Consider the following 13,550-nt stretch of genomic DNA (forward strand, 5'->3'; position numbering starts at 1 on the left):
GATACGCGGCGAAGCCGCGGATGTGAGGCAGGTGCGGTATACCCGCTGGATCTTACATGCCGATATAGCGGCTGTATAAGCTTTTGGCTGTCACAGGATCGTCCGTCCCCTGTACGATCATTCGGCCGTCAGGGAACAGGACCAAGGTCAGCCCCCCCTCCAGATGCAGCTTCAGCAGGAAGGGGTTCAGCTCCACGCGTCCGGCCTTCTCCAGGCGGTCCGCCCACTCGGGAAGGGAGAGGGTGCCTGGCGTCAGCGGCTGGATCTGCACGGAGTTGCGCCCGCAGAGCGTCTGAATCGTTTCCTCTTCATGCAGGGCGTCCAAATAATCAAACTGCCGGCGGCCGCAGCATGGGCAGTCTTCTTTGCGCGCCTTGGCAACGTCGATGGCGGAATACTGATTGTACCACAGGTCCCAATGCACCATGCGGCGGTTCAGGGCGGCTTCCGCTCCGGTCAGGAGCTTCATGGCTTCCGCTGCCTGGTGGGAGGCTACGGTATGAATGATCGGCCCGATCACGCCTGCCGTGTCGCAGGTTTCGGCCGTTCCCTGGGCAGGCGCCTGGCCGAACATGCATCGCAGACAGGGGGTCGTACCCGGGATGACGGTCATCGACACGCCGCGGGAGCTTACGGCACCGCCATAGATCCACGGAATCCCGTGCTTGATGCTGATGTCGTTGATGAGAAAGCGCACAGAGAAATTATCGGTTCCGTCGAGAATTAAATGAACATCGGACAATAATTCTTCCGCATTCACGGGGTTGAGGTCGGCGACGACCGGCTCGATGACCACGGAGGAGTTGGCCGCCCGCAGACGTGCCGCTCCCGCTTCGGCCTTGGGCGCGGAGCCGGAGGCATCCGCCTCATCGTAGAGCATCTGGCGCTGGAGATTGCTCCGTTCCACAAAGTCGCGGTCGATGAGCCGGACATAACCGACGCCTCCGCGAACCATGTGGTTCGAGAGCACGGTGCCCAGCGCACCCATTCCCACAATCGCTACGCGGGAGCTCAGCAGCTTCTCCTGTCCGCCCGGACCGATAGGGGCGAAGAGCATCTGACGGGAGTACCGTTCCCTGTCAAATGTTTCCAGATCTGACCCGGACGTTTGGTCCTTCGTGTTCATGACCTTGGTTCCTCCTCTGCCGGGGCGTTCAGCGGATTCCAAGGGCCCTGCTGGTGCCCCTTCCATTCCGAACCGTCCTCCCAGATTTCCTTCTTCCAGATCGGCACAATCTGTTTGAGCCGCTCGATGGCATACCGGCTTGCTTCGTAGGAAGCGTCGCGGTGGGGAGACGAGACGGCGATCACCACGCTGATCTCGCCGATCGGCACGGAGCCGAGCCGGTGGGTGATGGCACAGAGCGTTCCCGGCCAGCGGTCTTCGATCTCGCCGCCGATCTGTTCCATCGTCTTGAGCGCCATGGGCTCATAAGCCTCGTATTCCAGCAGCGTCGTCCGCTGGCCGTGGGTGAACTCCCGGGTCGTGCCGATGAAGGAGAGGGCCGCGCCATGGTGCGGATGGAGCACCTTGGAGGTAACCTCTTCGACCGAGACGGCGCTGCGGGTAATGATCATGCGGGAAGCCTCGCCCCCCGATACGGGAGGGATCAGGGCGGCCTCATCGCCCGGGAGGATAAGAACCGAATCATCGGCATACGCTTGGTTGACGGCGACGAACGCTGTACCAAGCTGTGAGGCAGCCTGCGGGTACAGCTCGGCTAAGAGCGATTTGAGTTCACCGGGCCGGATGCCGGCAGGCGCTATATCCAGCTCGAGCACCGGGGAACCCAGCGATTCGGCGAGCCCGGCGAAGAGCAGCAGTTTCAGTTTCATGATGAACCACTCCATTATGTACGTTTATGAGGATGTAGTAGGCGGAAGAACCCGGCAGGATCAAGGGCCCCGGGCATTCGGCCACAGATTCAGCATACCATATTTTCTGTAAAAAATGATATAATAGCAAAGACATGCTTACAAGCGAGGAACGGAGGCGGAACTCATGGAAATTGCAGTATATGATGAAGGAATCGGTTCGGAGCGGCTCTCAGCCGACGAGCTTGCCGCGATCGGACCGCTTCACCTCTCGGCGGCCGAACGCGTGGAGGGTGCCTCCGGCCGGGCGGTAGACCTGCTGCAGTGGTACGCGGCCTGGCGGGCCCGGCATGGAGCAGAGGGGCAGCCGATGCCGAAGCGCCTCAGCGTGCGTGCCGCCGACGAATTCGAAGCTTCGGTCCCCTGGGCCCAGCTGGAACGGGCGCTGCTGCTGTACCGACAGGAGGACGGACAGCCGCTGAAGAAAGGCTTCCCCCTGAGGCTGTATGTGCCGGACGGAAGCAGCGAATGCTTGAATGTAAAGAGCGTGGTTGAGATCCGCTTTCTGTACGAGGGAGATTCCCAGGAAGGGGCGGACTACGGCTTCCGCAACCAGATTCACCCCGACCAGCTGCGCAAGCGGGAAGCGAAGTAGTCCCATGGCGCGGCTATCGATACTGAAGGAAGGTGCCTAAGTGACTGAAACAACCGTGAGGCTTCGCGTCCTTCATACGAATGACATTCACAGCCACTTTGAACATATGCCGAGCATAGCCTCCATCATCCGCGGCCAGCGCGCCGAAGCGGGGGAGGATCATACGGTAACGCTGGATATCGGCGATCACATCGACCGCGTCCACCCGGTGTCCGAGGGGACGCAGGGCCGGGCCAATGTAGCCGTGCTGAACGCTGTAGGCTATGACGCCGTGACGCTCGGCAACAACGAAGGCCTGACGCTGCAGCCGGATATCCTCTCCGAGCGGTACGGGGAGGAGGCGGTATTCAAGGTCGTGCTCGCCAATATGCCCGAGATGGCCACCGGGGCGCTTCCGGGCTGGGCTGTGCCTTATCATATTCTTGTTAAATCGGGTATTCGCGTAGGATTGATCGGGGTCACGGCTCCGTTCACCGAGTTCTACAATCTGCTCGGCTGGGACATGCAGGATGCCTTCGATACGGTGCGCCGGCTGAGCAGCGAGCTTCGTCCGCGGGTTGACGTGCTCATCGTCCTGTCCCACCTCGGCATCCGCAGCGACGAACGGATGGCTGCCGAGATCGATGGCATCGACCTGATCCTGGGCGGACATACCCATCACCTCATCGAGGAGCCGCTTCGGATCAGCGGAACTGCCGTGTGTGCGGCAGGCAAGTTCGGCCAATATGTCGGCGTCGTCGATCTGGAGCTGGATCCGGCGAGCCGGCAGATTCGCACCGTGGAGTCGCGTGTGCTTGCCGCCGTAACCGGGGAAGAGGCACCGGACATCGCCGCGCTTATCGCGTCTTACAGCGAGCAGGCCGGCCTTGTGCTGGACCGGGAGGTGGTCCGGCTGGAGCGGCCTCTCACCGTGGACTGGTACGGCGAATCGCAGCTCGGCAACGTGCTGGCTGCAGGCCTACGGCGGCGGACCGGCGCAGAGATCGGCCTCGTCAATGCGGGCCAATTGCTGGGCGGCCCGCTGCAGGGCTCCGTGACGGCCGGCCGGCTGCTGCAGCTGTGCCCGTCACCGATCAACCCGTGCCGGATGAAGCTCACGGGAGCGCAGCTCCTGCAGGCGCTGGAGGAATCGCTGCTTCCGGAATTTATGGACAAACCGCTGTATGGGTTCGGCTTCCGGGGCAAGGTGCTCGGCACCTTGTGTGTCGACGGCATGAGCATCAGCTACGACCCGCAGGGAGAGCCCATGGCGAAAATCCACAGCGTCTATGTAGGGACGCAGCCGCTGGAGCCGGCCCGGTCCTATGTCGTGGGCACGATCGACATGTTCACTTTCGGTATCGGCTATTTGTCGATCAGCCAAGGGACGGAGCGGCAGTTCTTCCTGCCGGAGTTTCTGCGGGACGTGCTGCTGGAGCAGCTGCACGACAAGGTGGTGCTTCAGGAGAGCAGCAGGCTCCGCTGGATCCGTACGGATGCCCGCCGGTCCACATCTTAGAGGTCTTGGATAAGCCGGACGGAACCGCCCGTATTTCCCCATGGGGAGTACGGGCTTTTAACGGTCTTCCTTTTCTTTTCAATACATTCGTATTACGTTACAATGGGAAGTATATATCTAGAATAGGATATACATAGGGCCGCCCTGAGGAGAGCCTACGGCAGGCGGCCCGATGATCTTATGAGAAGTCAGGTGTGAAGAATAATCATGTCCGAAACCAACCAAGAAGGTCGAATCAAGGACCTTCCGCCCATAACCCCCGGCAATGACCCCTGGGACCCGCTGAATTCGTTCCGCCGGTATGGGGAACACCGGTTGACCAGCGTCGAGCTGACGGTTACGAATCTGTGCAATATGCGGTGCGAGCACTGCGCTGTAGGAGAATCCTTGACAATGACGGAAGGACCGAGAATTCCCGTGTCGATGATTCTGAAGCGGCTGGATGAAGTGGAGCATCTTGAGACGATCTCCATCACAGGCGGAGAGCCGAGCTATCATGCGGCGACGGTCAAGGATTATATCGTGCCGATACTCCGTTATGCCAGGGAGAGAGGGGTGCGCTCGCAGATTAACTCGAACATTACCCTCGACCTGTCCCGTTACGAGATGATGGCGCCATATCTTGACGTCATGCATATTTCGTTCAATTACTTGAACGGAGATGATTTCTACGGAGTCGGCTTCGAACGTTCGCCGCGCCGGGTCAGCAAAGAGACGGCCTACAAGCTGTACGACCGGATGGTGGAGAATGCGGCGGCGCTCACCCGAGGCGGCATGTTCGTCTCGGCCGAAAGCATGATCAACTACAAGACGCACGAGAAGCTGGTGCCGATTCACGGGCTCATCCGGGATATGGGCTGCCAGCGGCACGAGGTGCATCCGATGTACCCGAGCGCCTTCGCCTCCCATCTTCCGCGGCTGTCGCTCGACGACACGCGAAGGGCTGTGACCCGCCTGCTGAACGGCCGGGACCGGGACCTCTGGATGCTCTTCGGCACGCTGCCGTTCTATGCCTGCAGCCCGCTCGAGGAAGACAGGGAGCTGGTGAAGCGCCTGCGCACCGAGCCTAACGTTACGGTCCGCAACGACCCTGACGGCCGCAACCGCCTCAATGTGAATCTCTTTACCGGGGATGTCTATGTAACCGACTTTTCTGATGTGCCGTCTTTGGGTAATGTACATAGAGACAGCCTGGAGGACGTATTCTCCCGTTGGAAGAGCCACCCGCTGAACGGGGCAGTCTCCTGCTACTGCCCGGCAGCCCGCTGCTGCGGGCCGAATCTGCTGGTCGTGGATACATACTACAAGGATGTGGACTTCCGGACGCGGCGTGCCGTGGTCTGACAGCCCATCCCTCATCCTATATACGCAAAGGAGATAGACGTCATTGGACGCACTCGCCAGTCACAGTACGGGATTCGATTTGGGGGCGATCTCCCTCAACCTTCTCTTGGTCTTATTCCTGGTTCTCTTGAACGGCTTCTTCGTAGCGGCCGAGTTCGCACTCGTCAAAGTAAGGCAGTCGCGCCTGCAGCAGCTGGACAGTGAGGGCAACGGCAAAGCCCGGTATGCGCTGGCCGTCACCAGCAAGCTGGACGCCTACCTGTCTTCGACGCAGCTCGGGATTACGCTGGCCTCGCTTGGTCTCGGCTGGGTCGGGGAGCCGGCGATCTCCCATCTGATCGTGGAGCCGGCTTTCGCTGCGCTCGGGCTCGAGAACGCATGGTATGCCGACGCGGTAGCCTTCGCCGTGGCCTTTGCCTCCATCACCTTTTTGCATATCGTGCTTGGGGAGCTGGCGCCGAAGTCGCTGGCCATACAGAAATCCGAAACGACCTCCCTGTGGCTGTCTGCGCCCTTAATGCTGTTCTACCGTATCTTCTACCCTGTGATCTGGCTGCTGAACGGAGCGGCCAACCGGCTGCTTCGTCTTGTCGGGGTACAGCCGGCAACCGAGCATGAGGCGGCCCACACCGAAGAAGAGATCCGCATCCTCATGGATCAGAGCGCACGCAGCGGGCATATCGACAAGGATGAGCTGGCCCTCTTCGACAACATCTTCGAGTTCTCGGACCGGGTGGCCCGCGAGATTATGCTGCCGCGTACGGATATGGACTGCTTGTTCACCGAGCTGAGCTTCGAGGAAAATCTGAAGATGGTCTACGAAACGAAGCATACCCGGTATCCGGTGGCGACGAACGATAAAGACGAGATTGTCGGGTTCGTCCATATGTCCGATCTGCTGACGGCGGATCCTGACACGACGCATGACCTGAAGGACTTCCTGAGGCCGGTGCTGATGGTGCCGGAGTCCATGGAGATCTCCCACGTACTGAAGCTTATGCAGCGCAAACGGTCGCAGCTCGCCGTCGTGATCGACGAGTATGGCGGTACGGCCGGACTGCTGACGGCCGAGGACATCCTGGAAGAAATCGTAGGAGAGATGCATGATGAATTCGACGAAGGCGAAAAGCCGGAGATCGAGAAGCTAAGCGACGGCTATTCGGTGGACGGCCGGGCGCTGCTCGAAGAGCTGGACGATATGCTGGCACTCGGCATCGTAGATGATGAAGTCGACTCCATCGGCGGATGGCTGTTCAAGCAGCTCGAGGGCTCAGTGGCCTGCGGCCGCAAGTACGCGTATGAGGGGTTCGTGTATGAGATAACCGAGACGGAACGGCTTCGGGTGCTCAGGGTCAAGATTACGCCGGAATTCAGACAACCGGAGCCTCCGCTGATGACGGAGCTGCCGGGCGACAAAGAGAACTAAGTAAGACTTAGAACTGGGGGGTCAAACGCTAGATGCCGCTTCGTACCTTGCTGTTCTGCGCGATAAGCGCTCTGCTGCTCTACGGCCTGTTTACCACGGGATTTCCCTTCCTGCTGGCCGTCCTGATTGCAATTCTCATCGAGCCGGTTGTTGCCGCCATGATGAAGTACCTGAAGTTCGGACGCGTTCCCGCTGCTGTGATTGCCTGCACCTTCTATACTGCTATCTTCATGGGGTTCGTTTATCTCGTCGGCTTCAAGATGGTATCCGAACTGGTGCAGTTCTCGAAGAATGCGCCGGATTATCTCAATAATGCGGTAGCCTTGTTCAACGATACCACGGCGAAGACCGAGCTGATCTACGAAGCGCTTCCGAGCGGTATGGCGGAGCATGTGCAAAGGTGGCTCGGCTCGGGTGTAGGTGCCCTGACGGAGAGTCTGAAGAGCATCCTGACCGGCGTCTCCCGTTATTCTCTCGGTGTCGCGAAGACGATCCCGAACCTGTTTATTTTCTTCGTGGTCTTTGTGATCGGCCTGTATCTGATCTCCCTCAGCCTCCCCAAGCTCTACCAGTCCTTCCTCGGCCTGTTCGACCAAAGCTCCCGGGCCAAAGTCGCTGCAGTACTGGTCGATCTGCGCCGGGCCATCTTCGGGTTCATCGTGGCCCAGTTCATCATCTCTCTGCTGACCTATCTCGTCACGCTGATCGGCCTGCTGATCCTCCGGGTAGATTACCCGATGGCGATCGCCCTGCTGATCGTACTGGTCGATATCCTGCCTATACTTGGCGTCAGTGCCGTTCTGTTCCCGTGGGCAGGCTACAGCTTCCTCGTGGGCGACTCGCATCTGGCGATCGGGCTGCTGGTGCTCTTCCTCGTCATTCTCATCTTCCGGCGTATCATCGAACCGAAAATTATTGGTGACGCGGTCGGGATCAATGCGCTTGCCGCACTGATCAGCATCTATGTCGGCTTCAAGCTGATGGGTGCCATCGGCCTCATTCTCGGCCCGGTTATGGTCATCGTCTATTCGGCCCTGCGCCGCGTCGGGCTGCTTAAGATCAATATCAAGCTGGACAATTAACGGTCATACAGAGCGGAACTTGCGCGAATTGCATAAGATCAAAACCTAGGGGGACAAGGAATGGAGGCACAGCTGCCCGCGGTCAAGCAGCATACGAGAACCCCGCTGGCCAAGGTGCTGCGGCGGGCTGTTCTCATCTTTTTCGGGGCGGCGCTCGTCTCGGTGGGCCTGGAGATCTTCCTCGTGCCCAATAATATCATCGACGGGGGCATCGTAGGGGTCTCGATTATTACGGCCCATCTGTCCGCGCTGCCCATCGGCCTGTTTCTGCTGCTCTACAACATCCCTTTTCTCCTGCTGGGTTACAAGCAGATCGGCAAGACGTTCGCCTTATCCACCCTGTACGCGGTCTCGCTGATGTCCCTCGGGACGTGGCTGCTGCATCCGGTGAAGGCACTGACCGTCGATCCGCTGCTGGCCGCCGTGTTCGGCGGGATCATCCTGGGCATCGGTGTAGGGATGGTCATCCGCTCCGGAGGTTCACTCGACGGAACCGAGATCCTGGCGATTCTTTTCAGCAAAAAAACACCGTTCTCCGTCGGCGAGATCGTCATGTTCTTCAATCTGTTCATTCTGAGCAGCGCCGGGTTTGTCTTCGGCTGGGACCGTGCGATGTATTCGCTGATTGCGTACTATATCGCTTTCAAAATGATCGACATCACGATCGAAGGATTCGATGAGTCGAAGTCCGTGTGGATCATCAGTGAGAACAGCCGGGAGATCGGCGAGGCGATCATCCAGCGGCTCGGACGCGGCGTCACTTACCTGAACGGGGAGGGGGGCTACAGCGGCGACAGCCGGCGCGTCATCTTCTGCGTGATCAACCGGCTTGAGGAAGCGAAGATGAAGTCGATCGTGGAAGAACTTGACGGCACCGCCTTCCTGGCCGTAGGCAATATTCATGATGTGAAGGGCGGAAGGTTCAAGAAGAAGGATATTCACTAGGGAAGAATCCGTGGGGAAGCCCGCGGCTGATGTTTTCATCGTGCCGTATCCGTCGGCACGCTGGATGCTATTGGCGCGCCGAAGGGTACACAAAAAAGCGAGACTGCGGCTGCAGTCTCGCTTTTTTATGTTAGGTGATGCCGCAGCTTCATTTGCTTCGCTGCTTGGATTAGAACCGGCGTGCGCCGAGATACTTCGGACCCCAGTAGGTGTTGTTCAAGTTCTGCACATAGACGCCTACGGAGCTGAGCGGGGAGATGAATTCTCCGTTGCCGACATAGATGCCGACGTGGGAAACGACGCCTGGCGTACCCAGGGAGAAGAAGACGAGGTCGCCGGGGACGAGCTTCGCTTTATCCACCGGAGTGCCCATGTTGAACATGTTCGCGGAAGTGGTGCGGGTCATCGCCACACCGTGGGTGCTGAACATGTAGTATATGAAGCCGGAGCAGTCAAAGCCTGCCGGTGTCGATCCGCCCCACTTGTAAGGCACGCGGAGGTACTGATAAGAATCGGTCACAATCGATTTACGCACCAGGGCAAAGGAGATGCGCTCACGTGTGGCTGTATCGGCGGTGCCGGTGACCGGAAGGCCGTAGGCCGTCTGGAAGGCACGGACTGCACCTGCCGTTACGGTTCCATAGTAAGTGGTGATCGTAGGGTACGAAAAATAGCCCAGGGTCTTCAGGTCACGCTGGAGCTGGGAAACGGCCTCCGACGTCATTCCCTGGTACAGTGTCGTAAATACCGTCGCCGCTTGTGCCGAAGGAACGAACGCAGGATTCGCGGTAACCAAGACAGCGGCAGCGGCTGTCAGCAGGATCATTTTGGTGGTCGCTTTCTTCATTAGGCTGAGTCTCCTTTGTTCCCGCTGGGTAGCGGTCAGGGTGTGTGTCCAATATGGTGTCATTTTATACGCATAATGGACAAGCGAACAATGTATAAATGTTGGGAGCATGCCAAAGGAGGTTACCCTATCATGGAACAGGTCAGAGTCTGGTTTCCCTATGTCGGTCCATGCGATCCCTGTCCGCCCATCACAGTGAAGACCTATGTAACCCCGCCGAACCTGTTTATCCGCTATCAGCCGCCGGGCCTGCCGCAGTTCTCCCCGCAGGAGGCCTTGTGCCGCGGAACGCTGTGGCCCGCACTTTACAGTCCCTATGAAAGCAAAAACACCTGAGGGGAGAGGAGGAGAGGACGATGGAACGCAAAGCGCTGCCGGAGCAGTTCTACACCCAGCTGAGGGAGCTGCAGGCCATTGATTTTGTGCTCGTCGAGCTGACGCTCTACCTGGACACCCATCCGGGCGATGCGCAGGCTATCTCGCAGTACAACCAGTTCGCCCAGTACCGTATGGGGCTGGCCCATCAGTTCCAGCAGGAGTTCGGACCCTTGAACTCCTTCGGACACAGCTTCACGAAGCAGCCCTGGGAGTGGGTGGAGGTCCCTTGGCCGTGGCAGGTCTGATGGAGCGGCATCATTCTATGAGGGGAGGAAGGCAGCATGTGGATCTATGAGAAGAAGCTGCAGTACCCGGTCAAGGTCAGCAAGTGCGACCCCCGCATGGCGCGGCTGCTGCTCGAGCAGTATGGGGGGGCGGACGGCGAGCTCGCCGCTGCGCTGCGCTACCTCAACCAGCGGTATTCGATTCCGGATAAAGTGATCGGGCTGTTGACGGATATTGGGACGGAAGAATTGGTACATCATAGATATCGGTAAAAAGACACCATTCAAAAATGAATGATGTCTTTTTTATCAAACATATTCTTCCTCTTGGTGAAATACTGTTTTGTTCAAGAACATTGGCATGGTTCAAGTACAATTTGGATAATACTAATCAGAGACACATCTTCGCGTTTATTATAACTAACTGTACATTCACATCATCTCTTCGTAACATTGCCGCTACGGAGTGAGTGAGTCTTTATTACTTCACGAGTTTCGGATTAAAGAAACCCACGGAGATTTCTTCGGCTTCTCCAACATGAATAGCTTTTAGAGTAAGCTTATTAGCGTTTGTTACATCAACTTCAACATCCTCGGAGAACATTCCCGCTTTCAAATCGACCGTTTTCAGTATTTTATCATCGGCCATAATCTGTACAGTAAGTCCGCTCTTCGTATTCTTTACTTCCTCAGGGAGTCCTACAGTAGCTCTAAACTTTTTATATTGTCCGTTCAGAGGATATTCATTAATTGCAGAGCCACGGTATACGTACAGATAAGTATAGTTATCGAAGTCTCTACCCGCGTTATCCTTACCTTTGCCGCGTACAGTAGCATTCCCGGCACCCTCAATAAGCTCTTTATTCAAATAGGTAGAGAATCCAGCGTAGTAGCTATCCCCCATACCTTGGAAGTTCATGCTTTTTACCATACTCACAAAGTCAATCTCGTTTCCTGAACCCGTTCCCGTATCTCCGATTAGCACAGTTTGAGTAGCCGCATCCCAACCTACAGCTTGTCCAAGGTTTTCGGCAACGTACCGGAGAGGGACGTATGTAGTTCCATTATAGATAAACGGCTTGCCTTCGGAGGGCATCTTCGATTCGTTATTAATCTTAATATGCGCTACGTTATAGAATACTTCTATCATTGCACTACCACCAGTTGCCGCAAACGTACCTACCGAACCGACCAACAGGCTTCCTACTGCGATACCAGATACCATTTTGAATTTAGAAGACAGCTTCTTCATTTATTATTCACTCCTAATATCTATTTATAATTTTACGCTTTAGCCTTAATCTCATTTGACTGTTGTTAGTGCGTACTTACTGTTCAGGAGCATAGCAAATGTGGTTGCTTAGTTTCTCTATCATAGCAACTCCTTATATAATAGTCTTTTTGGATTATAAAAATAGTTCATTTGTCCCGTTATTATAACATTCTGAGCTGAATATGTCTTTATTTTTCGTGAAATAGTATTCTCCTAATGGAAAGAAAATTTGGGATATATCTTTATTTCAAAATTACTTTGCTCCCCACTCCAACGACCACCTTTTATCTTTCTGTAGGTAACCTGGCTGAGAATAGACCTTAGTAAAGCATTTTTTTCAGCAGCTGAAGCGGCTGCTGTGTATTCTTGAAGTACTTTCTCAATAATTGGTGCTAACTCAGATCGGCTTCTTGATCTGCGTTCTTCATGCTGTATTTCTTTATTAGATTTTAAAATTGAGTCATTTATCTCGTCGAGCCTTTGAGTGAGCACCTTTGATCTTTCTAAGTAGTCTTCAGTAGAATAGATCCCTCGCTCAACTAAATCATGTAGATTATTCTTTTGTATAGTAAGCTCATCTTTCTTTTTTAATAAAGTTTTGAGCTGGTCCTGTAATAATTTGATGCGTAAATCTGCTTGGTCATTTTCATGTGGATCAGGTATATTATTTATCTCCCGTTTAATGTTGAAGAGTAATTCATTCAAAGATTGAAGAAGTCGTTCTTCTACAAGGTGGAGGTATGAGCTTACATTTTTGCAGGTGGAGGATTGGCATAACAAATAAGGATGTGTCTTTTTGTCCGGTTTTAAAACGATGGCACCCCCACACATATCGCATCTAATCAGGCCAGCGAGCGGATTGCTTATCTTTCCCTTAGGTGCTGGAGGATGGCTATTTTCTTCCATGATTTTTTGTGCACGATTAAAGGTGATTTCATCGATTATGGGCTCATGAAGTCCTTGAACCTCAAGCCAATCTTCCCGATTCTTCCTAGGTCTACTTTTCGAATTCTTCTTCTTTATCTGAGGACGTGATGACCAACGAACTCGGCCAATATAGATAGGGTTACGCAGGAGGCTGTTAATTGTGGCGACAATCCAACCTGTTTTGCTGGCATTAGCAGTTGGAACTTTTAGTTCTTCGTTGAGGTAACGAGCTATGCGACCAGTCCCCATGCGTTTTTCGGGGTCTGTATCTGTGTAAAGAGAAAAAATCAATTGAACTATTGGTGCTTGCTCAGGATCAGGCTCAAGAGTATAGCCTTTACCAGGTAGCTTCTTGCGGATATATCCATAAGGTGGTTTATTGCCCACATACTTTCCGTCTTCTACGGATCTCACCCGACCACCTTGAAGCCGGCGTGTGATGGTTTTAAATTCTCTTCTGCTCATAAATAGGCCAAATTCAAAGTATTCTTCATCATTGGGATCGTTAGGGTTGTAGATCCGCATTGGTGTAATAATGAGTGTTTCGGAATACTTAAATGCTTGAGCTACAATCCCTTGATCCATTGTATCTCCCCGGGCCAGACGTTCAACTTCAATTACAAAAACTCCATCCCACTTACCTTCCTCTACGTCACCAAGCAGCCTAAGCATCTCAGGCCGCTCTGATATCCTTTCCCCAGAGGTAGCAGGCTTCTCACGGTACACTTCGGTCAAGGAAACACCTAGACGTGCAGCTAGGTCTAAAAGCACTTTTTCGTGACGGGCATATGTATCCTCCTCGCCGCGGGCTTCTGCTTCGATATCTACACGAGATTTTCTTAGGTAGAAGCAATAATTGCCTGGAGGTAACAGATACATGAGATTCGAACCTCCCACTGATTTATAGTAACAAATTTTACAAAATCGTTGGTGTACCTGCAATGTAGAATTAAGAGAAAAACCCCTCAAGATGGTGAGCGGTTATAAATACAAAATTGTAAAAAATGGTTCTTTTTCATTCAATAGGAACAAATGTTCTTATATAATAAAGGGCAATAACTAAGCTCGAAGCTGACAATGATGGAAAGAGTTGATTACTTCAAAAAGCAAATTAAAGACTTATCAAAATATTTGCC

General features: G+C 54.7%; 13 protein-coding genes and 1 pseudogene. 9 read left to right on the forward strand and 5 right to left on the reverse strand.

All coding sequences use genetic code 11. The features are described 5' to 3' along the window. Positions 1-52: 52 nt before the first annotated feature. A complete protein-coding gene (locus ACP26L_RS08045; protein WP_426452010.1) occupies positions 53-1,126 on the reverse strand; it encodes a ThiF family adenylyltransferase in 1,074 nt (357 codons plus the stop codon). Continuing rightward, positions 1,123-1,836: a molybdenum cofactor biosynthesis protein gene (locus ACP26L_RS08050; RefSeq protein WP_426452011.1), complete on the reverse strand. Its 714-nt coding sequence runs from the start codon at positions 1,834-1,836 to the stop codon at positions 1,123-1,125. Before ACP26L_RS08050 ends, ACP26L_RS08045 begins: the two co-directional genes overlap by 4 nt. Before the next feature lie 166 nt (positions 1,837-2,002). Between ACP26L_RS08050 and ACP26L_RS08055 the strand changes: the two genes are divergently transcribed. The 6 genes from ACP26L_RS08055 (at position 2,003) to ACP26L_RS08080 (ending at position 8,765) form a co-directional block, all read left to right on the forward strand. Beyond that, on the forward strand, positions 2,003-2,470 hold the full coding sequence (locus ACP26L_RS08055) for a hypothetical protein (RefSeq protein ID WP_426452012.1): 468 nt from the start codon (positions 2,003-2,005) through the stop codon (positions 2,468-2,470). 40 nt (positions 2,471-2,510) lie between these two features. Then, positions 2,511-3,968: a bifunctional metallophosphatase/5'-nucleotidase gene (locus tag ACP26L_RS08060; RefSeq protein ID WP_426452013.1), complete on the forward strand. Its 1,458-nt coding sequence runs from the start codon at positions 2,511-2,513 to the stop codon at positions 3,966-3,968. Positions 3,969-4,175: 207 nt separating this feature from the next. Beyond that, on the forward strand, positions 4,176-5,312 hold the full coding sequence (gene yfkAB / locus ACP26L_RS08065; protein ID WP_426452014.1) for a radical SAM/CxCxxxxC motif protein YfkAB: 1,137 nt from the start codon (positions 4,176-4,178) through the stop codon (positions 5,310-5,312). Between the two features lie 43 nt (positions 5,313-5,355). Continuing rightward, on the forward strand, positions 5,356-6,738 hold the full coding sequence (locus tag ACP26L_RS08070) for a hemolysin family protein (RefSeq protein ID WP_426452015.1): 1,383 nt from the start codon (positions 5,356-5,358) through the stop codon (positions 6,736-6,738). 32 nt (positions 6,739-6,770) lie between these two features. Next, the gene (ytvI, locus tag ACP26L_RS08075) at positions 6,771-7,820 is read left to right on the forward strand and encodes a sporulation integral membrane protein YtvI (protein ID WP_426452016.1); all 1,050 of its coding nucleotides are present in this window, start codon (positions 6,771-6,773) and stop codon (positions 7,818-7,820) included. Positions 7,821-7,880: 60 nt separating this feature from the next. Then, on the forward strand, positions 7,881-8,765 hold the full coding sequence (locus ACP26L_RS08080; protein ID WP_426452017.1) for a YitT family protein: 885 nt from the start codon (positions 7,881-7,883) through the stop codon (positions 8,763-8,765). A gap of 169 nt (positions 8,766-8,934) precedes the next feature. Here ACP26L_RS08080 and ACP26L_RS08085 read toward each other — a convergent pair whose 3' ends face one another. Continuing rightward, a complete protein-coding gene (locus tag ACP26L_RS08085) occupies positions 8,935-9,612 on the reverse strand; it encodes a C40 family peptidase (protein ID WP_426452018.1) in 678 nt (225 codons plus the stop codon). Between the two features lie 132 nt (positions 9,613-9,744). On the opposite strand from ACP26L_RS08085, the gene ACP26L_RS08090 reads away from it, so the two are divergent. From ACP26L_RS08090 to ACP26L_RS08100, 3 genes and pseudogenes are all read left to right on the forward strand, one after another. Next, positions 9,745-9,948: a spore coat associated protein CotJA gene (locus ACP26L_RS08090; protein WP_426452019.1), complete on the forward strand. Its 204-nt coding sequence runs from the start codon at positions 9,745-9,747 to the stop codon at positions 9,946-9,948. Positions 9,949-9,968: 20 nt separating this feature from the next. Further along, entirely contained in the window at positions 9,969-10,235 is a 267-nt protein-coding gene (locus ACP26L_RS08095) for a spore coat protein CotJB (RefSeq protein ID WP_426452020.1), read from the forward strand. Positions 10,236-10,271: 36 nt separating this feature from the next. Continuing rightward, a pseudogene (locus ACP26L_RS08100) lies at positions 10,272-10,472 on the forward strand (manganese catalase family protein); the annotation flags it as partial. Between the two features lie 223 nt (positions 10,473-10,695). Here ACP26L_RS08100 and ACP26L_RS08105 read toward each other — a convergent pair. Both ACP26L_RS08105 and ACP26L_RS08110 read right to left on the reverse strand, forming a co-directional pair. After that, positions 10,696-11,466, reverse strand: coding sequence for a stalk domain-containing protein (locus ACP26L_RS08105; RefSeq protein ID WP_426452021.1), 771 nt, complete (start codon positions 11,464-11,466; stop codon positions 10,696-10,698). 234 nt (positions 11,467-11,700) lie between these two features. Next, positions 11,701-13,293, reverse strand: coding sequence for a recombinase family protein (locus ACP26L_RS08110; RefSeq protein WP_426452022.1), 1,593 nt, complete (start codon positions 13,291-13,293; stop codon positions 11,701-11,703). Positions 13,294-13,550 lie beyond the last annotated feature (257 nt).

It is taken from the genome of Paenibacillus sp. S-38 (assembly GCF_049942825.1).
Lineage (GTDB): Bacteria > Bacillota > Bacilli > Paenibacillales > NBRC-103111 > Paenibacillus_G.

Coding starts and splice junctions, on each gene's coding strand:
- ACP26L_RS08105 (WP_426452021.1), bottom strand. CDS start 11,466: ATGAAGAAGCTGTCTTCTAAATTCAAAATGGTATCTGGTATCGCAGTA.
- ACP26L_RS08055 (WP_426452012.1), top strand. CDS start 2,003: ATGGAAATTGCAGTATATGATGAAGGAATCGGTTCGGAGCGGCTCTCA.
- ytvI (WP_426452016.1), top strand. CDS start 6,771: ATGCCGCTTCGTACCTTGCTGTTCTGCGCGATAAGCGCTCTGCTGCTC.
- ACP26L_RS08050 (WP_426452011.1), bottom strand. CDS start 1,836: ATGAAACTGAAACTGCTGCTCTTCGCCGGGCTCGCCGAATCGCTGGGT.
- ACP26L_RS08095 (WP_426452020.1), top strand. CDS start 9,969: ATGGAACGCAAAGCGCTGCCGGAGCAGTTCTACACCCAGCTGAGGGAG.
- ACP26L_RS08080 (WP_426452017.1), top strand. CDS start 7,881: ATGGAGGCACAGCTGCCCGCGGTCAAGCAGCATACGAGAACCCCGCTG.
- ACP26L_RS08045 (WP_426452010.1), bottom strand. CDS start 1,126: ATGAACACGAAGGACCAAACGTCCGGGTCAGATCTGGAAACATTTGAC.
- yfkAB (WP_426452014.1), top strand. CDS start 4,176: ATGTCCGAAACCAACCAAGAAGGTCGAATCAAGGACCTTCCGCCCATA.
- ACP26L_RS08085 (WP_426452018.1), bottom strand. CDS start 9,612: ATGAAGAAAGCGACCACCAAAATGATCCTGCTGACAGCCGCTGCCGCT.
- ACP26L_RS08090 (WP_426452019.1), top strand. CDS start 9,745: ATGGAACAGGTCAGAGTCTGGTTTCCCTATGTCGGTCCATGCGATCCC.
- ACP26L_RS08110 (WP_426452022.1), bottom strand. CDS start 13,293: ATGTATCTGTTACCTCCAGGCAATTATTGCTTCTACCTAAGAAAATCT.